Annotated in this window: 17 protein-coding genes; 11 read left to right on the top strand and 6 right to left on the bottom strand. The window is 68.3% G+C overall.

Going from position 1 to position 17,313, the window contains the following annotated elements:
• The first annotated feature begins 387 nt into the window (after positions 1–387).
• The 8 genes from rpmH to OVA02_RS01825 all read left to right on the top strand — a co-directional run bounded on the left by rpmH (position 388) and on the right by OVA02_RS01825 (position 5,494).
• Entirely contained in the window at positions 388–525 is a 138-nt protein-coding gene (gene rpmH / locus OVA02_RS01860) for a 50S ribosomal protein L34 (RefSeq protein WP_043595303.1), read from the top strand.
• Between the two features lie 8 nt (positions 526–533).
• A complete protein-coding gene (rnpA, locus tag OVA02_RS01855; RefSeq protein ID WP_056044228.1) occupies positions 534–869 on the top strand; it encodes a ribonuclease P protein component in 336 nt (111 codons plus the stop codon).
• Positions 866–1,228 (top strand): membrane protein insertion efficiency factor YidD, encoded by a 363-nt coding sequence (gene yidD, locus OVA02_RS01850; RefSeq protein ID WP_082460104.1) that lies wholly within the window; start codon positions 866–868, stop codon positions 1,226–1,228. Before rnpA ends, yidD begins: the two co-directional genes overlap by 4 nt.
• Before the next feature lie 10 nt (positions 1,229–1,238).
• Entirely contained in the window at positions 1,239–2,195 is a 957-nt protein-coding gene (gene yidC, locus OVA02_RS01845) for a membrane protein insertase YidC (protein ID WP_056044230.1), read from the top strand.
• Positions 2,192–2,755, top strand: a complete 564-nt coding sequence (locus OVA02_RS01840; protein ID WP_159828380.1) for a protein jag — start codon at positions 2,192–2,194, stop codon at positions 2,753–2,755. Before yidC ends, OVA02_RS01840 begins: the two co-directional genes overlap by 4 nt.
• Before the next feature lie 10 nt (positions 2,756–2,765).
• The gene (gene rsmG, locus OVA02_RS01835) at positions 2,766–3,401 is read left to right on the top strand and encodes a 16S rRNA (guanine(527)-N(7))-methyltransferase RsmG (RefSeq protein WP_056044233.1); all 636 of its coding nucleotides are present in this window, start codon (positions 2,766–2,768) and stop codon (positions 3,399–3,401) included.
• A gap of 243 nt (positions 3,402–3,644) precedes the next feature.
• Positions 3,645–4,547, top strand: coding sequence for a ParA family protein (locus OVA02_RS01830; protein WP_324289764.1), 903 nt, complete (start codon positions 3,645–3,647; stop codon positions 4,545–4,547).
• On the top strand, positions 4,547–5,494 hold the full coding sequence (locus tag OVA02_RS01825; protein WP_267659109.1) for a ParB/RepB/Spo0J family partition protein: 948 nt from the start codon (positions 4,547–4,549) through the stop codon (positions 5,492–5,494). Before OVA02_RS01830 ends, OVA02_RS01825 begins: the two co-directional genes overlap by 1 nt.
• A gap of 1,133 nt (positions 5,495–6,627) precedes the next feature.
• On the opposite strand, the gene OVA02_RS01820 is transcribed toward OVA02_RS01825, so the two are convergent.
• The 6 genes from OVA02_RS01820 to OVA02_RS01795 form a co-directional block, all read right to left on the bottom strand.
• Entirely contained in the window at positions 6,628–7,590 is a 963-nt protein-coding gene (locus tag OVA02_RS01820; RefSeq protein ID WP_056044238.1) for a D-alanine--D-alanine ligase family protein, read from the bottom strand.
• A gap of 76 nt (positions 7,591–7,666) precedes the next feature.
• Positions 7,667–8,971 (bottom strand): PLP-dependent aminotransferase family protein, encoded by a 1,305-nt coding sequence (locus tag OVA02_RS01815; protein WP_267659108.1) that lies wholly within the window; start codon positions 8,969–8,971, stop codon positions 7,667–7,669.
• Between the two features lie 117 nt (positions 8,972–9,088).
• Positions 9,089–9,415, bottom strand: coding sequence for a thioredoxin (trxA, locus tag OVA02_RS01810; RefSeq protein ID WP_043595317.1), 327 nt, complete (start codon positions 9,413–9,415; stop codon positions 9,089–9,091).
• Between the two features lie 48 nt (positions 9,416–9,463).
• Positions 9,464–10,456 (bottom strand): thioredoxin-disulfide reductase, encoded by a 993-nt coding sequence (trxB, locus tag OVA02_RS01805; protein WP_123571099.1) that lies wholly within the window; start codon positions 10,454–10,456, stop codon positions 9,464–9,466.
• A 180-nt stretch (positions 10,457–10,636) separates the two neighbouring features.
• The gene (murJ, locus tag OVA02_RS01800) at positions 10,637–12,301 is read right to left on the bottom strand and encodes a murein biosynthesis integral membrane protein MurJ (RefSeq protein ID WP_056044245.1); all 1,665 of its coding nucleotides are present in this window, start codon (positions 12,299–12,301) and stop codon (positions 10,637–10,639) included.
• Positions 12,298–14,526 (bottom strand): DUF6049 family protein, encoded by a 2,229-nt coding sequence (locus tag OVA02_RS01795; protein ID WP_159828395.1) that lies wholly within the window; start codon positions 14,524–14,526, stop codon positions 12,298–12,300. The genes murJ and OVA02_RS01795 overlap by 4 nt, the downstream gene beginning before the upstream one ends.
• Before the next feature lie 163 nt (positions 14,527–14,689).
• Here OVA02_RS01795 and OVA02_RS01790 point away from each other — a divergent pair, with 163 nt between their 5' ends.
• The 3 genes from OVA02_RS01790 to OVA02_RS01780 all read left to right on the top strand — a co-directional run bounded on the left by OVA02_RS01790 (position 14,690) and on the right by OVA02_RS01780 (position 17,299).
• Positions 14,690–16,129 (top strand): CCA tRNA nucleotidyltransferase, encoded by a 1,440-nt coding sequence (locus tag OVA02_RS01790; protein ID WP_267659107.1) that lies wholly within the window; start codon positions 14,690–14,692, stop codon positions 16,127–16,129.
• A 191-nt stretch (positions 16,130–16,320) separates the two neighbouring features.
• On the top strand, positions 16,321–16,719 hold the full coding sequence (gene rpsF / locus OVA02_RS01785; protein ID WP_054145729.1) for a 30S ribosomal protein S6: 399 nt from the start codon (positions 16,321–16,323) through the stop codon (positions 16,717–16,719).
• A gap of 4 nt (positions 16,720–16,723) precedes the next feature.
• The gene (locus tag OVA02_RS01780) at positions 16,724–17,299 is read left to right on the top strand and encodes a single-stranded DNA-binding protein (protein ID WP_043595325.1); all 576 of its coding nucleotides are present in this window, start codon (positions 16,724–16,726) and stop codon (positions 17,297–17,299) included.
• The last annotated feature ends 14 nt before the right edge of the window (positions 17,300–17,313 follow it).

The following is a 17,313-nucleotide window of genomic DNA, read 5'->3' as shown; positions in this document are numbered from 1 at the left end:
GGAGTCTCTTTCTCGCGGTTCGGCAGCGGACGGATCCGGCCGCCTCCGCGTGCGGGTCGCGTTCACCCGACGGTGTTCGAAGGGTACGAGTGCGGGTCGAGTTATGCACAGCTTTCTCCACCGATCGGTTGGCGCCGTTCGGGCCGGGATCGCTGCGTGTTCCCCGTAGTCACGCGGAAGTACCGCGAGAAGTACCCACCTTAGTTCGACGGGGTGTGGAGTCCGCAATCAGAGTTTTCAACACTGTGGACAAACCTCCCGGGAAGCGGCCGTTTGACCCGGGCTCCGATCACGCGTACTTTTAATCAGTTGATTTCAGCCGCGTTGGCTGTACAAGACTTCTCGGATCGTGGCAACAGGCCTGGTCCGCTTTCCTGGAGGACCACCATGAGCAAGAGAACGTTCCAGCCGAACAACCGTCGTCGGGCCAAGAAGCACGGTTTCCGTGCTCGCATGCGTACGCGTGCCGGCCGCGCAATCCTCGCCGCCCGTCGTGGCAAGGGCCGCACCGAGCTCTCGGCGTAGCCACTTCCGTGTTGGCCCGGGCCAACCGGATCGTCCGCGCAGACGACTACCGAACCACCGTGCGCCGTGGCCGCAAGTCGGGCACGGCGCATTCGGTCGTCTACGTGCGGCGTCGTGACGACGAGCTGGTCCGGTTCGGTTTCATCGTGGCGAAGACCGTGGGCAACGCGGTCGTCCGCAACACGGTCCGGCGCCGGCTCAAGGGGGTGTGCCACGAACTCCTGCCGACGATCCCCGGCGGGCTCGACGTCGTGATCAGAGCCTTGCCAGGCAGCCCCGACGTTGCGTGGTCTACCCTGCTGTCGGACATCTCCGAGGTGGTCGACAGGGGCGTGAGAGCGTGACAAGAGCGGTGCAGTTCGTCGCGTTGCTTCCCCGCAACGCGTGCGTCCTCATCCTCCGCGTCTACCGCGCCGTCGTCTCCCCGCTCTACGGCGACGTCTGTCGCTACTACCCGTCGTGTTCCCGGTACGCCCTCGAGGCCATCCAGCTGCACGGCGTCGTGCGGGGCGTGGCCATGGGCAGCTGGCGCATCGCCCGGTGTCACCCCTGGGCAGCCGGAGGCGTCGACGACGTCCCCGAGCCCCGTACACAGAAGTACCGCGTCACGAAGTCCGGCTTCGTGACACCGCGATCCGGCACCACCGCCCCCGACCTCCTCGGGACGGGCCGCATCGCCGCACAGAGCCACGGAAAGGGCTGACCCGAACACCATGGACTTCATCGGCACCATCCTCTGGCCCCTGAGATGGGTCGTCGAGGCGATCCTCGTCGGCTTCCACAACGTCCTCACGGCGTTCGGCATGGACACCGCGGCCGGCAGCACGTGGGTGCTCTCGATCGTCGGCCTGGTCCTCGTGGTCCGGGCGTGCCTCATCCCGATCTTCGTCCGCCAGATCAAGAGCCAGCGACGCATGATGGAGATCGCGCCCCGGCTCAAGAAGATCCAGGACAAGTACAAGGGCAAGCGCGACCAGTTCAGCCGCGAGGCCATGTCGCGCGAGACCATGGCGCTCTACAAGGACACGGGGACGAACCCGCTCAGCTCGTGCCTGCCCCTGCTGATCCAGATGCCGATCTTCTTCAGCCTCTACACCGTGCTGCACAACGCGCAGCAAGAGAAGGTGGGCATCGGCCTGCTGAACGCGGCGCTCTCGAACTCGTTCGGTGAGTCGGCTCTCTTCGGCGCCCCCCTGAAAGAGACCTTCCTGGGTGCCACCACATGGGAGGTCCGCCTGATGGCCGGAGCGATGGTGGTCATCATGACCGCCTCGCAGTTCATCACGCAGTTGCAGATCGTCTCGAAGAACATGTCGCCCGAGACCAAGGCGAGCCCCATGTTCAAGCAGCAGCGCATGCTCTTGTACTTCCTCCCCCTCGTGTTCGTCTTCTCGGGCCTGTCGTTCCCCCTCGGCGTCATGTTCTACTGGCTCACCTCGAACGTCTGGACCATGGCCCAGCAGTTCCTGGTCATCCGCAACATGCCCACACCCGGCAGCGAAGCTGCCCTGGCGCGTGAAGAGCGCCTCGCGCGCAAGCAGCAGCGCAAGGGACTCCCGAGCATCACCGTGACCGAGATCGAGTCGGCGCCTGCCGTGCCGAAGACGACCCAGCGGACCCAACCCGTCGGCAAGAACCGCTCCAAGAAGCAGAACGGCCCCAAGAAATGACCTCTGACGACTCCACGACCGACATCGTCGAGCCCGCCGCCGAGAACGACGACGCCGTCGTCTCGAACGACACCGAGGAGGCGCAGGTCGCCTCGGACGACGCCGCCGACGTCCTCGACGAGGGCGACATCGCCGCCGACTACATCGAAGAGCTGCTCGACATCTGCGACTTCGACGGCGACATCGACATCGAGGTCCGCGGTGGTCGTTCGTACATCTCGGTCGACTCGAGTGGTGAGCAGAAGCTGCGCGTCCTGTCGAAGCCCGACACCGTCAACGCCCTCCAAGAGCTGACCCGCATCGCGGTGCAGACCAAGACGGGTGAGTTCTCCCGCCTCATCCTCGACATCGGGGGATCCCGCGCCACTCGCGAGACGGAACTCGGCCGCCTGGTCGACCACGCGGTCTCGAAGCTCGAGGACGGCGCCACCTCGGCGGCCCTGCCCCCCATGTCGTCCTACGAGCGCAAACTCGTGCACGACATCGTCGCGGCACGGGGATTCACCTCGGAGTCCGAGGGCGAAGGCCGCGACCGTCACACCGTCATCACGCGTCCCTGAGCCGGACGACATGACCGACACGTCGACCCTCGAGGTCGAGCCCGCCGTCGCGGCGACGATCTTCGGCGACCGGCTCGACGTCGTTCGCCGCTATGTGGCCGACCTAGCCCAGCACGGCGAAGAACTCGGCCTGATCGGACCGCTCGAGCTGCCGCGTCTCTGGACCCGCCACGTCGTCAACTGTGGCTTGCTGGCACCTCTGCTGGTCGCGGGTCGCGTCGGGGACATCGGGTCGGGTGCCGGCCTCCCGGGACTCGTGCTCGCTGCTGCTCGTCCGGACGCCACGCTCGTCCTGATCGAGCCGATGGAACGGCGCGTCGACTGGCTGACGGCTGAAGCCGATCGCATGGGGCTCGACAACGTCGAGGTCGTCCGTGCCCGTGCCGAGGACGTGCAGCTGGACGGGTGGCTCGACCAGGCGACCGCTCGGGCCGTGTCGGCCCTCTCCAAGTTGATCCCGCTGACGGCGCCGCTGGTGAAGACCGGGGGGCAGCTGCTGTTGATGAAAGGCGCTCGGGTCGACGACGAGATCGCCGCCGCGCGCAAGGTGATCGCCCGCCATCACCTCATCGACGTCGAGGCTCGTGAACTGGGTGTGGGGCTCGTCGACGAGACGACCCGGGTGTTCATCGCCACCTTGGACTGACTGGTCCAAGTGAGTGACGGTAATGTGGCTTTGACCAGGCCATGTTCGACTACTCGGGGGTTTGCGCTCCGTGTCGACCGAAGTGGTTCGGCAGGCACGCGGACCTCGGGTCCCCGTCTTTGTCGGGGCCTGCCGATAGACTCGGTCTCCGATCCCCGATGATCACCGTGCCGCCTCGCAGCGGCGTGATCACACCTCCGGGTAGGTCGTTTCACGTGAAACATGGCGATACGGAGACCCTCAGTGAGTTCCTCGGCTGACGACGACAGAAGCACTCCCCTGGCTCGAGAGCTTGCCGACCTGAACCGTCGTAAGAAGGCCCTGTCTCGCGAACCGCTCCCGTCGCCCGCCTCGACCCGAGTGATCACCGTTTCGAACCAGAAAGGCGGTGTCGGCAAGACCACGACCACCGTCAATCTCTCCGCCGCCCTTGCGCGGAGTGGGGCCAAGGTTCTGGTCATCGATCTCGATCCCCAGGGCAACGCCTCCACGGCCCTCGGTGTGGAACACCGGGCAGAGACCCCGAGTGTCTACGACGTCGTGGTGAACGACGGCGAGGTAGCGGACGTCGTCCAGAAGAGCCCGGAGTTCGACACGCTCTTCTGCATCCCCGCGACCATCCATCTCGCCGGCGCCGAGATCGAACTCGTCTCACTCGTCGCTCGCGAGCAACGACTGAGCAGGGCGTTGTCCGAGTACCTCAGCAAGACCGAGAACGCCGGCGATCGTTACGACTACGTCTTCATCGATTGCCCTCCGTCGCTCGGGTTGCTCACGATCAACGCGTTCGTCGCAGCCAGTGAAGTACTCATCCCCATCCAGTGCGAGTACTACGCACTCGAGGGGTTGAGCCAGCTGCTGCGCAACATCCAGTTGATCGAGAAGCACCTGAACCCCAAGCTCAAGGTGTCGAGCATCCTGCTGACGATGTACGACGGCCGGACGAACCTTGCTCAGCAGGTCGTCGCCGACGTTCGCGAGCATTTCCCTGATGAGGCACTGAACACTCTCATACCCCGGTCCGTCAGGATCAGTGAGGCCCCCGGTTACGGGCAGACCGTCATCAGCTACGACACCAACTCCCCCGGGTCGATCTCGTACCTCGAGGCGGCCGCCGAACTAGCACGTCGAGGAGCACCCCAGTAATGGCAACCAAGCGAACCGGTCTCGGGCGCGGCATCGGCGCCCTCATCCCCGTCTCCGACGAGAGCCAGGACCGCCCGGTCGACGTCTTCTTCCCGACGGCACAGCAGACGGCCGACGAACTCATCGCCGTGCCGGGCGCTCGTCTCGCCAACCTGAATCCGCTGGACATCACTCCGAACGCGCAGCAGCCTCGGGCCGAGTTCCGCGCTGAAGAGCTCGCTGAGTTGGTGACCTCGATCCGAGAGGTGGGCGTACTGCAGCCCATCGTCGTCCGCCCGATCAAGAACGGCGGCAAGGGAGCAGCACAGTACGAGCTGGTCATGGGCGAGCGGCGCCTGCGAGCGACCAGAGAGCTGGGGCTCGCGACGATCCCCGCCATCGTCAAAGACACCGCCGACGACGCGATGCTGCGGGATGCCCTGCTGGAGAACCTGCATCGCGCCGAGCTCAACCCCCTCGAAGAAGCCTCCGCTTATCAGCAACTTCTTGCCGACTTCGGCATCACCCAGGATGAACTGGCGACCCGCATCGGTCGGAGCCGCCCCCAGATCACGAATACCCTGCGGCTGCTGAGGTTGCCGGCAGCCGTCCAACGGCGAGTCGCCTCCGGCGTCCTCACCGCAGGCCACGCGCGGGCGATCCTGAGCACGGGTGACCCGGTCCTCATGGCTCGTCTCGCGGATCGCATCGTCAACGAGGACCTCAGTGTGCGAGCTGCTGAGGCCATCGCTGCAGGTGGCAGCGCGAAGCCGAAGTCGACGCGCACGGCCACTCCCGGCAAGCATCAGGCTCATCTGGACGAGGTGGCAGAGACCCTTGGTGACCGGTTCGAGACGCGGGTCAAGGTGTCCTTGGGCGCTCGAAAGGGGTCGATCACCATCGATTTCGCGTCGATGCAGGACCTGAATCGCATCCTCGGCCAGTTGGGACACGACCAGGAGTCGTGACGCGTCGCCCACAGCGTTGGCCGGCGTCGGTTTCACGTGAAACATCGACCGCCCCTGCCTTTGCCGGTAGGGCGGTTCTTGTTTGTTGGACGGGAACGTCACGTGAGGGCGCTGAGGTGGGGTGTTTCACGTGAAACAGTGATGCTTGTCTTCCTGCAGCACTCCCCCGACGCGGGAATCTGACAGTGGTCTCGCCCAGATGGTGTTGGTGAGCTTCCTGGTGGCGCTAACGGCAGGCAGGTTCCTGCTGGAGTGGCACGGTGCTGATTTCAGCCGTGATCGGGTGTCTTCTTAGCGGCGGCAGAAGCTTGCGGTGATGGGCAGGTGCAGGTGCAGGTGCAGGTGCAGGTGCAGGCGTTTGACGCGCGCAGGTGCAGGGCGGAGGGTGCAGTCGTCGGCGCAAACTGCGGGCGCACGTGCACGGCAGGTGCAGGGCGGACGGTGCAGTCGTCGGCGCAAACTTCAGGCGCACGCGCACGGCAGGTGCAGTGCGATGGCAGGGGTACGCCGGGGTGCAGACGTAGGTGCTTGCATAACTGCCAGGGGGGGCGACGGGACTGACGCGGGGGCGGAGGTTCTTACGGATGGCCAGATGCAAGTGCAGGCACGGGTGTAGATGGAGATGCCGTGCAGACGCAGGCGCGGACTCAGCACGGGATCAGTGCAGGGGATGAGACGCGTTACCGGCGGCAGCTCCGCGTTCTGGTCACGTAGCGAAGCAAAGGGGGCTCATGAAGATGGGTCAGGGTGGGCGAAAATGCAACACGACCCCTGAACGGTCCGACATGGAGACCCCGATGCATGGCTGTGTGCCTGGCAGGCGGTACTCGCAGCGGCCGCATTTCGTCGGCAGCGTGGATCCAACTCGGGCATGATGACCATCGAGAGGTTCATCAGACTCGACGTAAGATGATTCGTCGTAGTTTCTAGGGAGACGTCGAGGTCCCGTAAACGTCGATCTCACGGGCTATTTCTGTGTCAAGTCCACGGGTGGACGACAACGTAGGCGTCGAGATCGTCGATGATCCTGGATGCGTCCATTCAGTGCACCTGTATGCCCAGAAGATCGACCATGGGCTTGCAGTACCCCGCCGGCCGCCCGACGTTTCACGTGAAACGTCGACCACGTGTCGTCAGCGGAGGTGGTCGGTGACGGCCTTCTCAGCCAGAGCGGCGTAGAACATGCCCAGTTCGTAGCCGGCGGACTCCAGGGCCATCGGGACGAGCGATGTCTCGGTCAGTCCGGGCAGAACGTTGACCTCCAGGAACCACGGGGTCCCCGCGGCATCCACGATCAGGTCCACCCTCGACAAGTGGCGCAGCCCGAGGGCCTCGTGGACGGCCACAGCAGCCCGCGCCGCTGACTCCGACGCGACGGCGTCGATCCGTGCGGGCGTGAAGAACGTCGTCTCCCCCGCGTTGTAGCGCGCCTCGAAGCCGTAGAACCCCTGGCGAGGAACGATCTCCACGGCAGGCAGGGCAAGGGGCCCGTCACCGGTGTCGATGACCCCGACGGCGATCTCGGTGCCCGTGATCTTCTGTTCGACGATGACGTCGTCGCAGTACGTGTACGCGTCGACCATGGCCCTGGGCAACGCCCCGATGTCGTCGACGACCGTGACGCCCTGGGCCGAGCCACCCCGTGCGGGCTTCACGACGACGGGCACCGGGTGTTCGTCGGCGATCGCCTCCAACACACCGACGGCGCCGAGCTCGCGGAAGGCGTCGTGAGACAGCGTGATGCCGCGCGGTGTGGACACACCGGCGCGACGTGCGAGCTCCTTCGCGGTCGGCTTGTCCCAGGCCAGTCGCGCGGCCGCCGCCGTGCTGCCGACGAACGGCACGTCGAGCGCCTCGAGCAGTCCGCGGAGGGCGCCGTCCTCACCACTCGCTCCGTGCAGGGCCGGCCACACGACGTCGGGACGTGACGCGGTGAGGTGTCCGAGCAACGAGGCGTCCGGATCGCGGAGTTCGACCTCGATGCCGTGGGTGACCAGGCTGTCGACCACGCGCCTCCCCGATCGGAGGGAGACGTCACGTTCGTGCGAGATGCCGCCGGCGAGGACGGTGACGGTACGCAGTTCGCTCGATGCCATGGTGGAACCTCTTCTTCGTGTCACGACGCAGGACCGTCTCGTGGTCCGAACGGCTACGAGACGATGAAAATGCTGTTCAGATGGTGTTCGGCGGCGGCACCACGACGCTCTGCGGGCGCGCGGTGCGGTTCGACAGGCTCGCTGTCGAGAACGTGCGCAGCAGGTCGAGTTCTCCGTTGACGACGTTCGCCAGGCGCGCGACACCGGTGCGGATGGACTCGGGCGTCGGGTAGCAGAACGACAGGCGGATGTTCTGACGCCCGTCGCCGTCGGCGAAGAACGCCGTACCGGGGGTGTAGGCCACGAGTTCCTTCACCGCCCGGGGCAGCATGGCCTTCGAGTCGAGTTCGGCCGGGAGTCCGACCCAGACGAAGAAGCCGCCGTCGGGGACGTTCCACGTGAGCGACGGCAGGTACTCCCCCAGCGCGGAGATCATCGCGTCACGCCGTTCGCGGTACAGGCCACGGAAGGTCTCGATCTGCCCACGCCAGTCGGCCTGGTCGAGGTACTCGGTGATGACGAACTGCCCGAAGGAGTTCGGCGAGAGCGTGGCGGACTCGTTGGCGAGGATGAGCTTCTCGCGGATGGCGTGCGGGGCGAGTGCCCAACCCACCCGGAAGCCGGGTGCCAGCGTCTTCGAGAACGACCCGAGGTAGATGACGCCTTCGTCGTCGATCGAGCGCATCGCCTGCGGGGCCGGTTGGTCGAAGTAGAGCAGCCCGTAGGGGTTGTCCTCGAGGACGAGGATGCCGGCCGAGCGGCAGATCTCGAGGATCTCGACGCGTCGGGCCCACGTGAGGGTGACACCGGCCGGGTTGTGGAAGTTCGGGATCGTGTAGAGGAACTTGATGCGACCCCCACGAGCGGTGACGGTCGCGATGGCCTCTCGCAGGGCCTCGGGCACGAGCCCGTGCTCGTCCATCGGGACGTGCACGACGTCGGCCTGGTACGCCTTGAAGACCCCCAGGGCGCCCACGTAGCTCGGCGACTCGGCGAGCACGACGTCGCCCGGGTTCACGAAGAGGCGGGTGACGAGGTCGAGGGCCTGCTGCGAGCCCGTGGTGACGACGACGTCGTCGGCGCTGCCGCGGATGCCCTCCATCGCCATGATCTGCATGATGTGCTCGCGGATGGCCGGGGTGCCCTGGCCGCTGCCGTACTGCATCGCCATCGCTCCCCCGTCGGCCATGACGCGGTCGATGGCCCCCGTGACGAGCTCTCGGGGCAGGGCGGAGACGTAGGGCATGCCACCGGCCAGCGAGACGACCTCGGGGCGCGAGGCGACGGCGAACAGGGCTCGGACCTCGGAGGCGCTGAGGCCGGCCGTACGGTCGGCGTACGAGTCGTACCACGGGTCGAGGTTGGTGCCCTTGTCGCTCATCGGTGTCCCTGTTCTGTCAGAGGGTGAATCGCTCAAGACTATGCCCGTCCCGACCGGGGACGACGAGAGCCCGCCCAGCGTGTGCTGGGCGGGCTCTCGTCGTGGTGCCGGTGTCGACTACGCGATGAACTCCGCCAGGTCGGCCTCGAGGGCCGGCTTGGGCTTGGCGCCGATGACGGTCTTGACGACCTCGCCACCGCGGTAGACCTTCATGGCCGGGATCGAGGTGATCTGGTACTTCATGGCGGTCTGGGGGTTGTCGTCGACGTTGAGCTTGACGATCTCGATCTTGTCGCCGTGCTCGGCGGCGATCTGGTCGAGGATCGGCGAGACGGCGCGGCACGGGCCACACCACTCGGCCCAGAAGTCGACGAGGATCGTCTTGTCGGAGTTGAGGACGTCGGCCTCGAAGGACGCGTCGGTCACTGCTTTGGCGCTGCTCATGGTGTTCCTTTCGTCAGGGTGATCTGGGTTGGCTTCAGGAGGCGCGGGTCAGGCGACCACGGACTCGGACGTCTCGACGCCCTCGGCCGACCCGACGGTCTGCTCGGCCAGGAAGGTCTGGTCGAGCGAGGCCAGGTAGTGCTCGACGTCGAGCGCGGCGACGGTGCCCGAGGCCGCGGCGGTGGCCGCCTGCCGGTAGGTGGCGTCGATGACGTCGCCCGCGGCGAAGACGCCGGTCAGGTTGGTCTTCGAGCTGCGCCCCTGGACGGCGATCGTGCCGTCCGAGGTCAGGTCGACCTGGCCGTGGACGAGGTGCACGCGCGGGTCGTTGCCGATGGCGATGAAGAGGCCGTCGAGGTCGAGGTCGGTCGTGCTGCCGTCGACCGTGTCGGTCAGGGTGACGCCGGTGGCCTTCTCGCCACCGAGGATGGCCGTGACCTGCTTGTCGAAGAGGAACTCGATCTTGTCGTTGGCGTGAGCCCGGTCTTGCATGATCTTCGACGCGCGCAGGCTGCTCGAGCGGTGGATGACGTAGACCTTCGAGGCGAAGCGGGTCAGGAACGTCGCTTCCTCCATCGCCGAGTCGCCGCCGCCGACGACGGCGATCGCCTTCTCCTTGAAGAAGAAGCCGTCGCAGGTGGCGCACCAGCTGACGCCGCGTCCGCTCAGGCGCTCTTCGTCGGCGAGGCCGAGCTTCCGGTACGCGCTGCCCGTGGCGAAGATCACCGTGAGGCTCTCCTCGACGGTGCCGTTGCCGAGCGTGACCTTCTTGACGTCACCGGTCAGGTCGACGGCGGTCACGTCGTCGAGCAGCACCTCGGCGCCGAACTTCTCGGCCTGCTCCTGCATCTTGAACATGAGCTCGGGGCCCTGGATGCCGTCGGGGAATCCGGGGAAGTTCTCGACCTCGGTGGTCTTCATGAGTTCGCCGCCGGCCTCGACCGAGCTCGCGACGATGAGGGGGCGCAGACCGGCCCGGGCGGCGTAGATGCCGGCCGTGTAGCCGGCGGGGCCGGAACCGATGATGATGACCTGGCGCATGGGCACCTTCCTGGGGGGAGAACTTCACGAGCGGGAAGACGACCCGCGAGCGATGGCTCGTGCGGTCGGATCCCTCGATCGTCTGGTGGAACGCATCCTACCGACGGGGCATTCCCGCGGGCCTGGCAGCGGCCGCGGGGCCGTGGCGGCCGCGGCGGCCGCGGCGGCCGCCGTGACGGGTCAGCGACGCAGGAGGCGCGAGACGGCGGGTGCGAGACGTGCGGTCACCGGCGTGGTCAGCACCCGCAGCTCGGGGATGCGGGCGAACCAGAGCAGGGCGCCGTAGACCAGCCCCATGACGGCCCCGGCCACGACGACCGTCAGCACTCCCGGCACGCGACCGGACTGCGCGAACCCGTCGGCGGCGAAACCACCCAGGACGGTCACGACGACGAGGCCCACGGCACCGGCGACGAGCGAGAAGACGAAGAACTGGACGTAGCGGCGCAGCACCCAGCGGCCGTCGATGCCGCCCAGCCGCTTCTTGACGACGACGAGCGCGACCACGGCCTGGCTCGAGCCCGCGATCGAGGTGGTGATGGCGATCGCCATCGCGATGCGCTCGGGGGGCACCACGGCGGCCGAGATCGCGACGCCCGCGACGAAGATGCCCGACTGGACGAGCTGCAGGAAGAACGGCGTGCGCTGGTCGTGCATCGAGTAGAACACCCGCTGCACGATGAACAGGACGCTGAACAGGACGAGGCCGGGCATGTAGCCGAGGATGACCTCGGCGGTGCGGGTCGACCCGGCGAAGTCGACCTCGAAGAACCGCGCGAACGGGTAGGCCACGACGCACATGGCGACGGCGGCGAACACCATGAACATGCCGATGGCGCGGAGGGACTGCGACATGTCGGTGCGGACGGCCCGCAGGTCGCCGCGCGAGGCGTGGCCGCTCATGCGCGTGAAGTAGGCGGTGCCGATCGACACGGCGATGATGCCGTGCGGCAGCATGAAGAGCAGCCAGGCGTTCGCGAGGACCGCGTTCGACGCCCCCACCTCGCTGCCCAGGGTGGCGACGCGGCTCTGCACCAGCCCGGCCAGCTGGGTGACGAGGACCATGCCGAACAGCCAGCCGGCGGCCTTGCCGGTGGCTCCGAGGCCGACGCCTCGCCAGCGGAAGTCGGGGCGGAAGGTCAGACCCGCGCGGCGCCAGAAGAGCAGCAGGAACGCCGCCTGGGCCAGGACGCCGAGGGTGGCCGTGGCCGCGATGACGAAGATCCGGTCGCCGGTCCAGACGTCGACCGCGGAGTTCTCGACGGCACCGCCGAACATCACGATGAAGACGACCAGGCCGGCGATGGCCACGACGTTGTTGAGCACGGGAGCCCAGGTGAAGGGCCCGAACACCTGCCGGGCGTTGAGCACCTCGCTCAGCAACGAGTACATGGCGTAGAAGAAGATCTGCGGCAGGCACCAGTACGCGAAGGCCGTCGCGAGGGCGAGTTGGTCCGAGGTGAACCCCGCCCCGCCGTCCGAGCTCTGCTGCGCGTACAGGCGGACGAGCACGGGGGCGAGCAGCGTGCCGGCCAGGCCGACGGCCGCGAAGACGATCGTGCCGAGCGTCACGATCTTGTTGATGAACCGCTGGCCCCCGTCGTCGGACGTCGCCGCCCGCACGATCTGGGGCACGAGGACGGCGCTGAGGAGGCCGCCCGCGATCAGCGCGTAGATGTTGTTCGGGAGCTGGTTCGCGAGGGCGAACGAGTCCGCCGCCCGGCTCGCCGACTGCCCGATCGCCGCGGCCAGCACGGCCGCCTTCACGAAGCCGAGGACGCGCGAGACCATCGTCCCGGACGCGAGGAGGATGCTGGCGCGACCGAGACCGCCCTGGTTGCTCACATGGACTCCTGGACGGGCGGCGAGACGGCCGCATCGGGTGACGGGCCGTCGCCGGAGGACCGGGCCTCGTCGCGCGCCCTGCGGCGCTTGCGGAAGGTGCGGTACAGGCCGCCGAGGAAGAGTGCGGCGAAGGCGACGCCGAAGATCCAGGTGATGGCGGTCTCCCACCCGGCCTGGACCGAGAGCGGGACGTCGACCGGGGTCGCGATCGCCACGCCCGAGAGGCTGACCAGCTGCAGCTGCACGGACACCGTGCCGTTGGCGACGGACTGCACGGGAACGCTGACCCGGGTCTGGGACTGCGGTTGGATCGTCACCTCGATGGGGCTGCGCTCGATCGAGAGGATGGAGTTCGACGGCGTCAGGTTCAGCATGACCGTCGCGACGGAGTCGGTCCGGTTCTCGAGGTAGAGGGGCAGGGCCGAGCGGTCCCCGAGGATGGCGATGGGCGAGCCCTGGACCACCGCCACGAGACCCGACGTCGCCGTCGCGTCGGCCACGGCCGAGGCGACCTCGGCGGGGAACCCGTCGACGTTGTCGCGCCAGGCGTGCGACGCCAGGGCCATCGTCCGCAGCCGGGCCGTCTCGGTGACGAACTGCGGTTCGGCGAGGGCCGTCGAGAAGTCGACGACCTTCTGGTCGGCGGAGACGAGTTCGCTCAACTGGTCCAGTCGGGCGTCGCTCTCGGGGCTGTCGACGACGGTCGCCGTCGAGGGGGTGCTCGCCAACGCGTCGGTCAGGGTCGCGCCGCTGACCCAGGGCAGGCCGTCGACGGCCTGGAGGGTGCGGGTGAGGAACTGGCCGGTCGACGGCCACTCCCGCTCGAGCGTCGTCAGGAGGGTGCGGGCGTCGCTCGGTCGCTCGTAGGCGACGGTGGCGACGGTGGCGGACAGCCGGGCCATCGTGGACTGCCACTCGGCGAGGGAGGTCGCCTCGGCCGCCTGGGTGACCAGCGTCGACAAGGGGTCGTCCGAGACGACGGCCGGGACGCCACCGACCGTGACCGCGGCGTTCTCGGTCGAGTCGCCGTCGACGTCCACGTTGCCGCTGGAGACGATGGTCGACGTGTACGGCCCGGCGGCGAACGTCGTGAGGTCGGCGGACACGACGGACGACTCCCGCGGCCAGACGACGTCGCGCTGGGTCCACGGGAAGTCGAGCAGTTGAGCGGTGGTCGGCAGCACCACGCCGTCGCCGGGCGTGGGCTCGGCGGTCGGCTCGGCGGTGGACCCGTCGCTCGGCAGGGCCGAGGGGTCGGACCCGGCGACGCCCGTGCCCGAGCCGTCGTCCGTGCCCTGGCTCGGGGCCTCGGTGGGCGTGTCGGTCGCGGCCGGCATGCCCTCGAACCGGGCGGGGTCGACCAGGGTGTCGAGCGAGGTCACGGCCGGGACGGACGTGGCGCCGGCCTGACGCAGCCCCGCGACGTCGGCGTCGGCGTAGGCCAGGGGGAACATGTCGTTCGGCAGGGCCTGCAATTCGGCGAGCCAGTCGACGGCGGACTGCGGGGCCTCGGTGCCGAGCAGGCGGATCGACGCGACGATCATCGGGTCGACGCCGAGGGTCGCGCCCGTGCCCGACACGGCGTCGAGCTCGCGTCGCAGCACCCCGCCGTCGGAGGTGTAGGCGGCGAGGGCGGAGGCGTCGAGGACGCCGGTCTCGCTCTCGGGCGTCGTGATCGGCACGGCGACCGCGACGCGGGTCGGCTGGAAGCTGTCGGCGGGGTACCAGACCACGCTGCTGCGGGTCTGCGCCACCTGGCTGCCCGAGGCGTCGAGCACGCGGGCCCCGAGCGCGCGTGCCCCGAAGGCGCGGCCGGTCAGGGAGAGGCGGTCGGCGGGCACCACGACGGTGTCGAGCGCCACGGACGACCCGGCGGAGACCGCCGGCACGTCGACCTGGACGAGCTGACGCCCCAGGTAGTCGTCACCCGAGACGTCGTCGGGATCGAGCCACGAGGCGAGCTTGGACCGCGTGGTGAACGGTTCGCGGTCGAGGTAGATCCGGGCCTTCGTCGCCGCGAGGTCGCTGTCGCCGTCGTTCGTCACGGTGACCCCGAGGGTGAGGTCGTCGTCGGGTCGCAGCACGCCGTCGGAGGCCGGCTCGACGGTCATCGTGACGCCGTCGCCGGCAGGGGCGGACGCTGCTCGTGCCGCCGTGGCCGGCAGTCCCGCCGACACGACGAACACCGCCAACAGGGCGGCGATCACGGCGAAGAAGAGTCTCATAGGCGTCAGGTGTCGACGGCGACAGGGGCCGTTCGAGCATGCCGAGTCTAGGCAACGCCGACCAAGAAGCAGCGGCGAAGCGCCTGCGAGGGGGACGACGGGGTCGCGAGGCGCCGTCGGGGACTCAGCCCGCGCCTCCTCGGCTGTGGCAAGCTGTTTCGTCATGGACAGCGTCGCACGGGCCCTGCAGCGACTGGACGATCTGGCCGCCACCCCCCGCATCGAGAAGCTCGCCGCCGCGTTCGCCGCGGCCGGTCACGAGCTCGCCCTCGTCGGCGGTCCGGTGCGCGACGCCTTCATCGGCCGCCCGGTCAACGACCTCGACTTCACGACCGACGCCGACCCCGACGAGATCCTGGCGATCGTCGTCCCCCTCGCCGAGGCGCACTGGGACGTCGGCCGCGCGTTCGGCACGATCGCCGCCCGCGTCGACGGCGAGACCGTCGAGATCACCACGTACCGCAGCGACGTCTACGACGGAGAGACCCGCAAGCCCGTCGTCGAGTTCGGCGACACGCTCGAGGGCGACCTGGTCCGTCGCGACTTCACGGTCAACTCGATGGCGTTGCGTCTGCCCCAGCGCGTGCTCGTCGACCCGTCCGGCGGTGTCGACGACCTGCTGGAGGCGCGGCTCGCCACCCCGGGCACCGCGGTCGACTCGTTCCGCGACGACCCCCTGCGCATGATGCGGGCCGCCCGGTTCACGGCGCAGCTCGGCTTCACGGTGTCGGACGAGGTGCGCGAGGCGATGACCGCCCGGGCCGAGACCCTCTCGATCGTCTCGGTCGAGCGGGTCGCCGACGAGCTGTCGAAGCTGCTCAAGACCGAAACCCCCCGAGACGGTGTCCGGCTGTTGGTCGACACCGGGCTCGCCGACCATGTCGTGCCCGAGCTCGCGGCCATGCGCCTCGAGGTCGACGAGCACCACCACCACAAGGACGTGTACGAGCACAGCCTCACCGTGCTCGACCAGGCCATCGGCTACGAGCGCGAGCGGCACCCGGGCGAGGCACCCGACCTCACGCTGCGCCTGGCGGCCCTGCTGCACGACTGCGGCAAGCCCGCCACGCGGCGCCTCGAGCCGGGCGGCGTCGTCACCTTCCACCACCACGACGTCGTCGGCGCCAAGCTCGCCAAGAAGCGGTTGAAGACGCTGCGCTTCGACAACGACACCATCGGCGCCGTGTCCCGGCTGATCGAGCTGCACCTCCGCTTCTTCGGCTACACCGAGGGCGCCTGGACCGACTCGGCCGTGCGCCGGTACGTCCGCGACGCCGGTGACCAGCTCGAGCGGTTGCACATGCTCACCCGCGCCGACGTGACCACGCGCAACCGCCGCAAGGCCGACCGGCTCGGCTTCGCCTACGACGACCTCGAGGCGCGGATCGCCGAGCTGCGGGAGCGTGAAGAGATCGACTCGCTGCGGCCCGACCTCGACGGCGACGACATCCAACGCGTGCTCGGCATCGGCCCGAGCCGCGAGGTCGGCGAGGCCTACCGCTTCCTCCTCGAGCTGCGGACCGAAGAGGGGCCGCTGGGCGCCGAGGTCGCCACCGAGCGCCTGCTGGCCTGGTGGAACGCACGCGAGAGCGCCGGGGCGTAACCAGCCATACGAGTGTCGACCCGCGCCTCCTCGGCTCTCGGGGACCGGCGACCGCCGCCCTGGCATTGATTCAGGAGGCGCGCTCGGCTACGCTGGGAAGGTTGCGTCCGCCTCACGGCGGCGCCACGTCATGAACACCCTCCTGTCACAGACCGTCTGTGACCGTTAAGTCCGAAGGAGGTGGGTTAGTCATGCACCAGTACGAACTGATGGTCATCCTGGACCCCGAGATCGATGAGCGCACCGTCGCCCCGAGCTTGGACAAGTTCCTCAACGTCATCCGCAACGATGGCGGAACGATCGACAACGTGGACATCTGGGGACGTCGTCGCCTGGCCTACGAGATCAACAAGAAGACCGAGGGCATCTACGCCGTCGTCAACCTGACCTCGAACTCGGCCGCCACGGTCGAGCTCGACCGCCAGCTGGGTCTCTCCGAGGCCGTGCTGCGCACCAAGGTCCTGCGTGCCGAAGAGGCGATCGCCATGGTCGCCGCCGCCAAGAAGGTCAGCGACGAGAAGGCCGCCCGCAAGGCCGCCAACGCCGCTGCCGCCCCGGCTGCTCCCGCCGCCGAGAAGGCTGCCGAGTAGTCCGATGGCTGGCGAGACCGTCATCACAGTGGTGGGGAACCTCACCAGTGACCCCGAGCTGCGGTACACGCAGAACGGGCTCGCGGTCGCGAACTTCACCATCGCGTCGACCCCCCGCACGTTCGACCGCGCGTCGAACGAGTGGAAGGACGGCGAGGCGCTCTTCCTCCGTGCCAGCGTGTGGCGCGAGTTCGGCGAGCACGTGGCCAGCAGCCTCACCAAGGGCAGCCGGGTCATCGCTCAGGGCCGACTCAAGCAGCGCTCGTACGAGACCAAAGAGGGCGAGAAGCGCACCAGCATGGAGCTCGAGATCGACGAGATCGGCCCCTCGCTGCGTTACGCGACCGCTCAGGTGACGCGCGCCGCGTCCTCCCGCGACGGCGCTGCCGGTGGCGGCTCCTTCGGGGGCGGCAACGGCGGTGGCAACCGTGGTGGCCAGCCGGCTCAGGTCGGCGGCGGTCAGGCGCAAGAGCCGTGGGGTCAGCCCGCCGGCGGCCAGCAGGGTGGCAACACCTCTGGCGGCGACGTGTGGAACACCCCCGGTGGCAACGGCACCTACAACGACGAGACGCCCTTCTAGGCCTCGCCGTTCCC

The sequence above is a fragment of the Frigoribacterium sp. SL97 genome (assembly GCF_026625765.1).
GTDB lineage: Bacteria > Actinomycetota > Actinomycetes > Actinomycetales > Microbacteriaceae > Frigoribacterium.
This window is presented reverse-complemented; position numbering and strand designations above follow the sequence as displayed.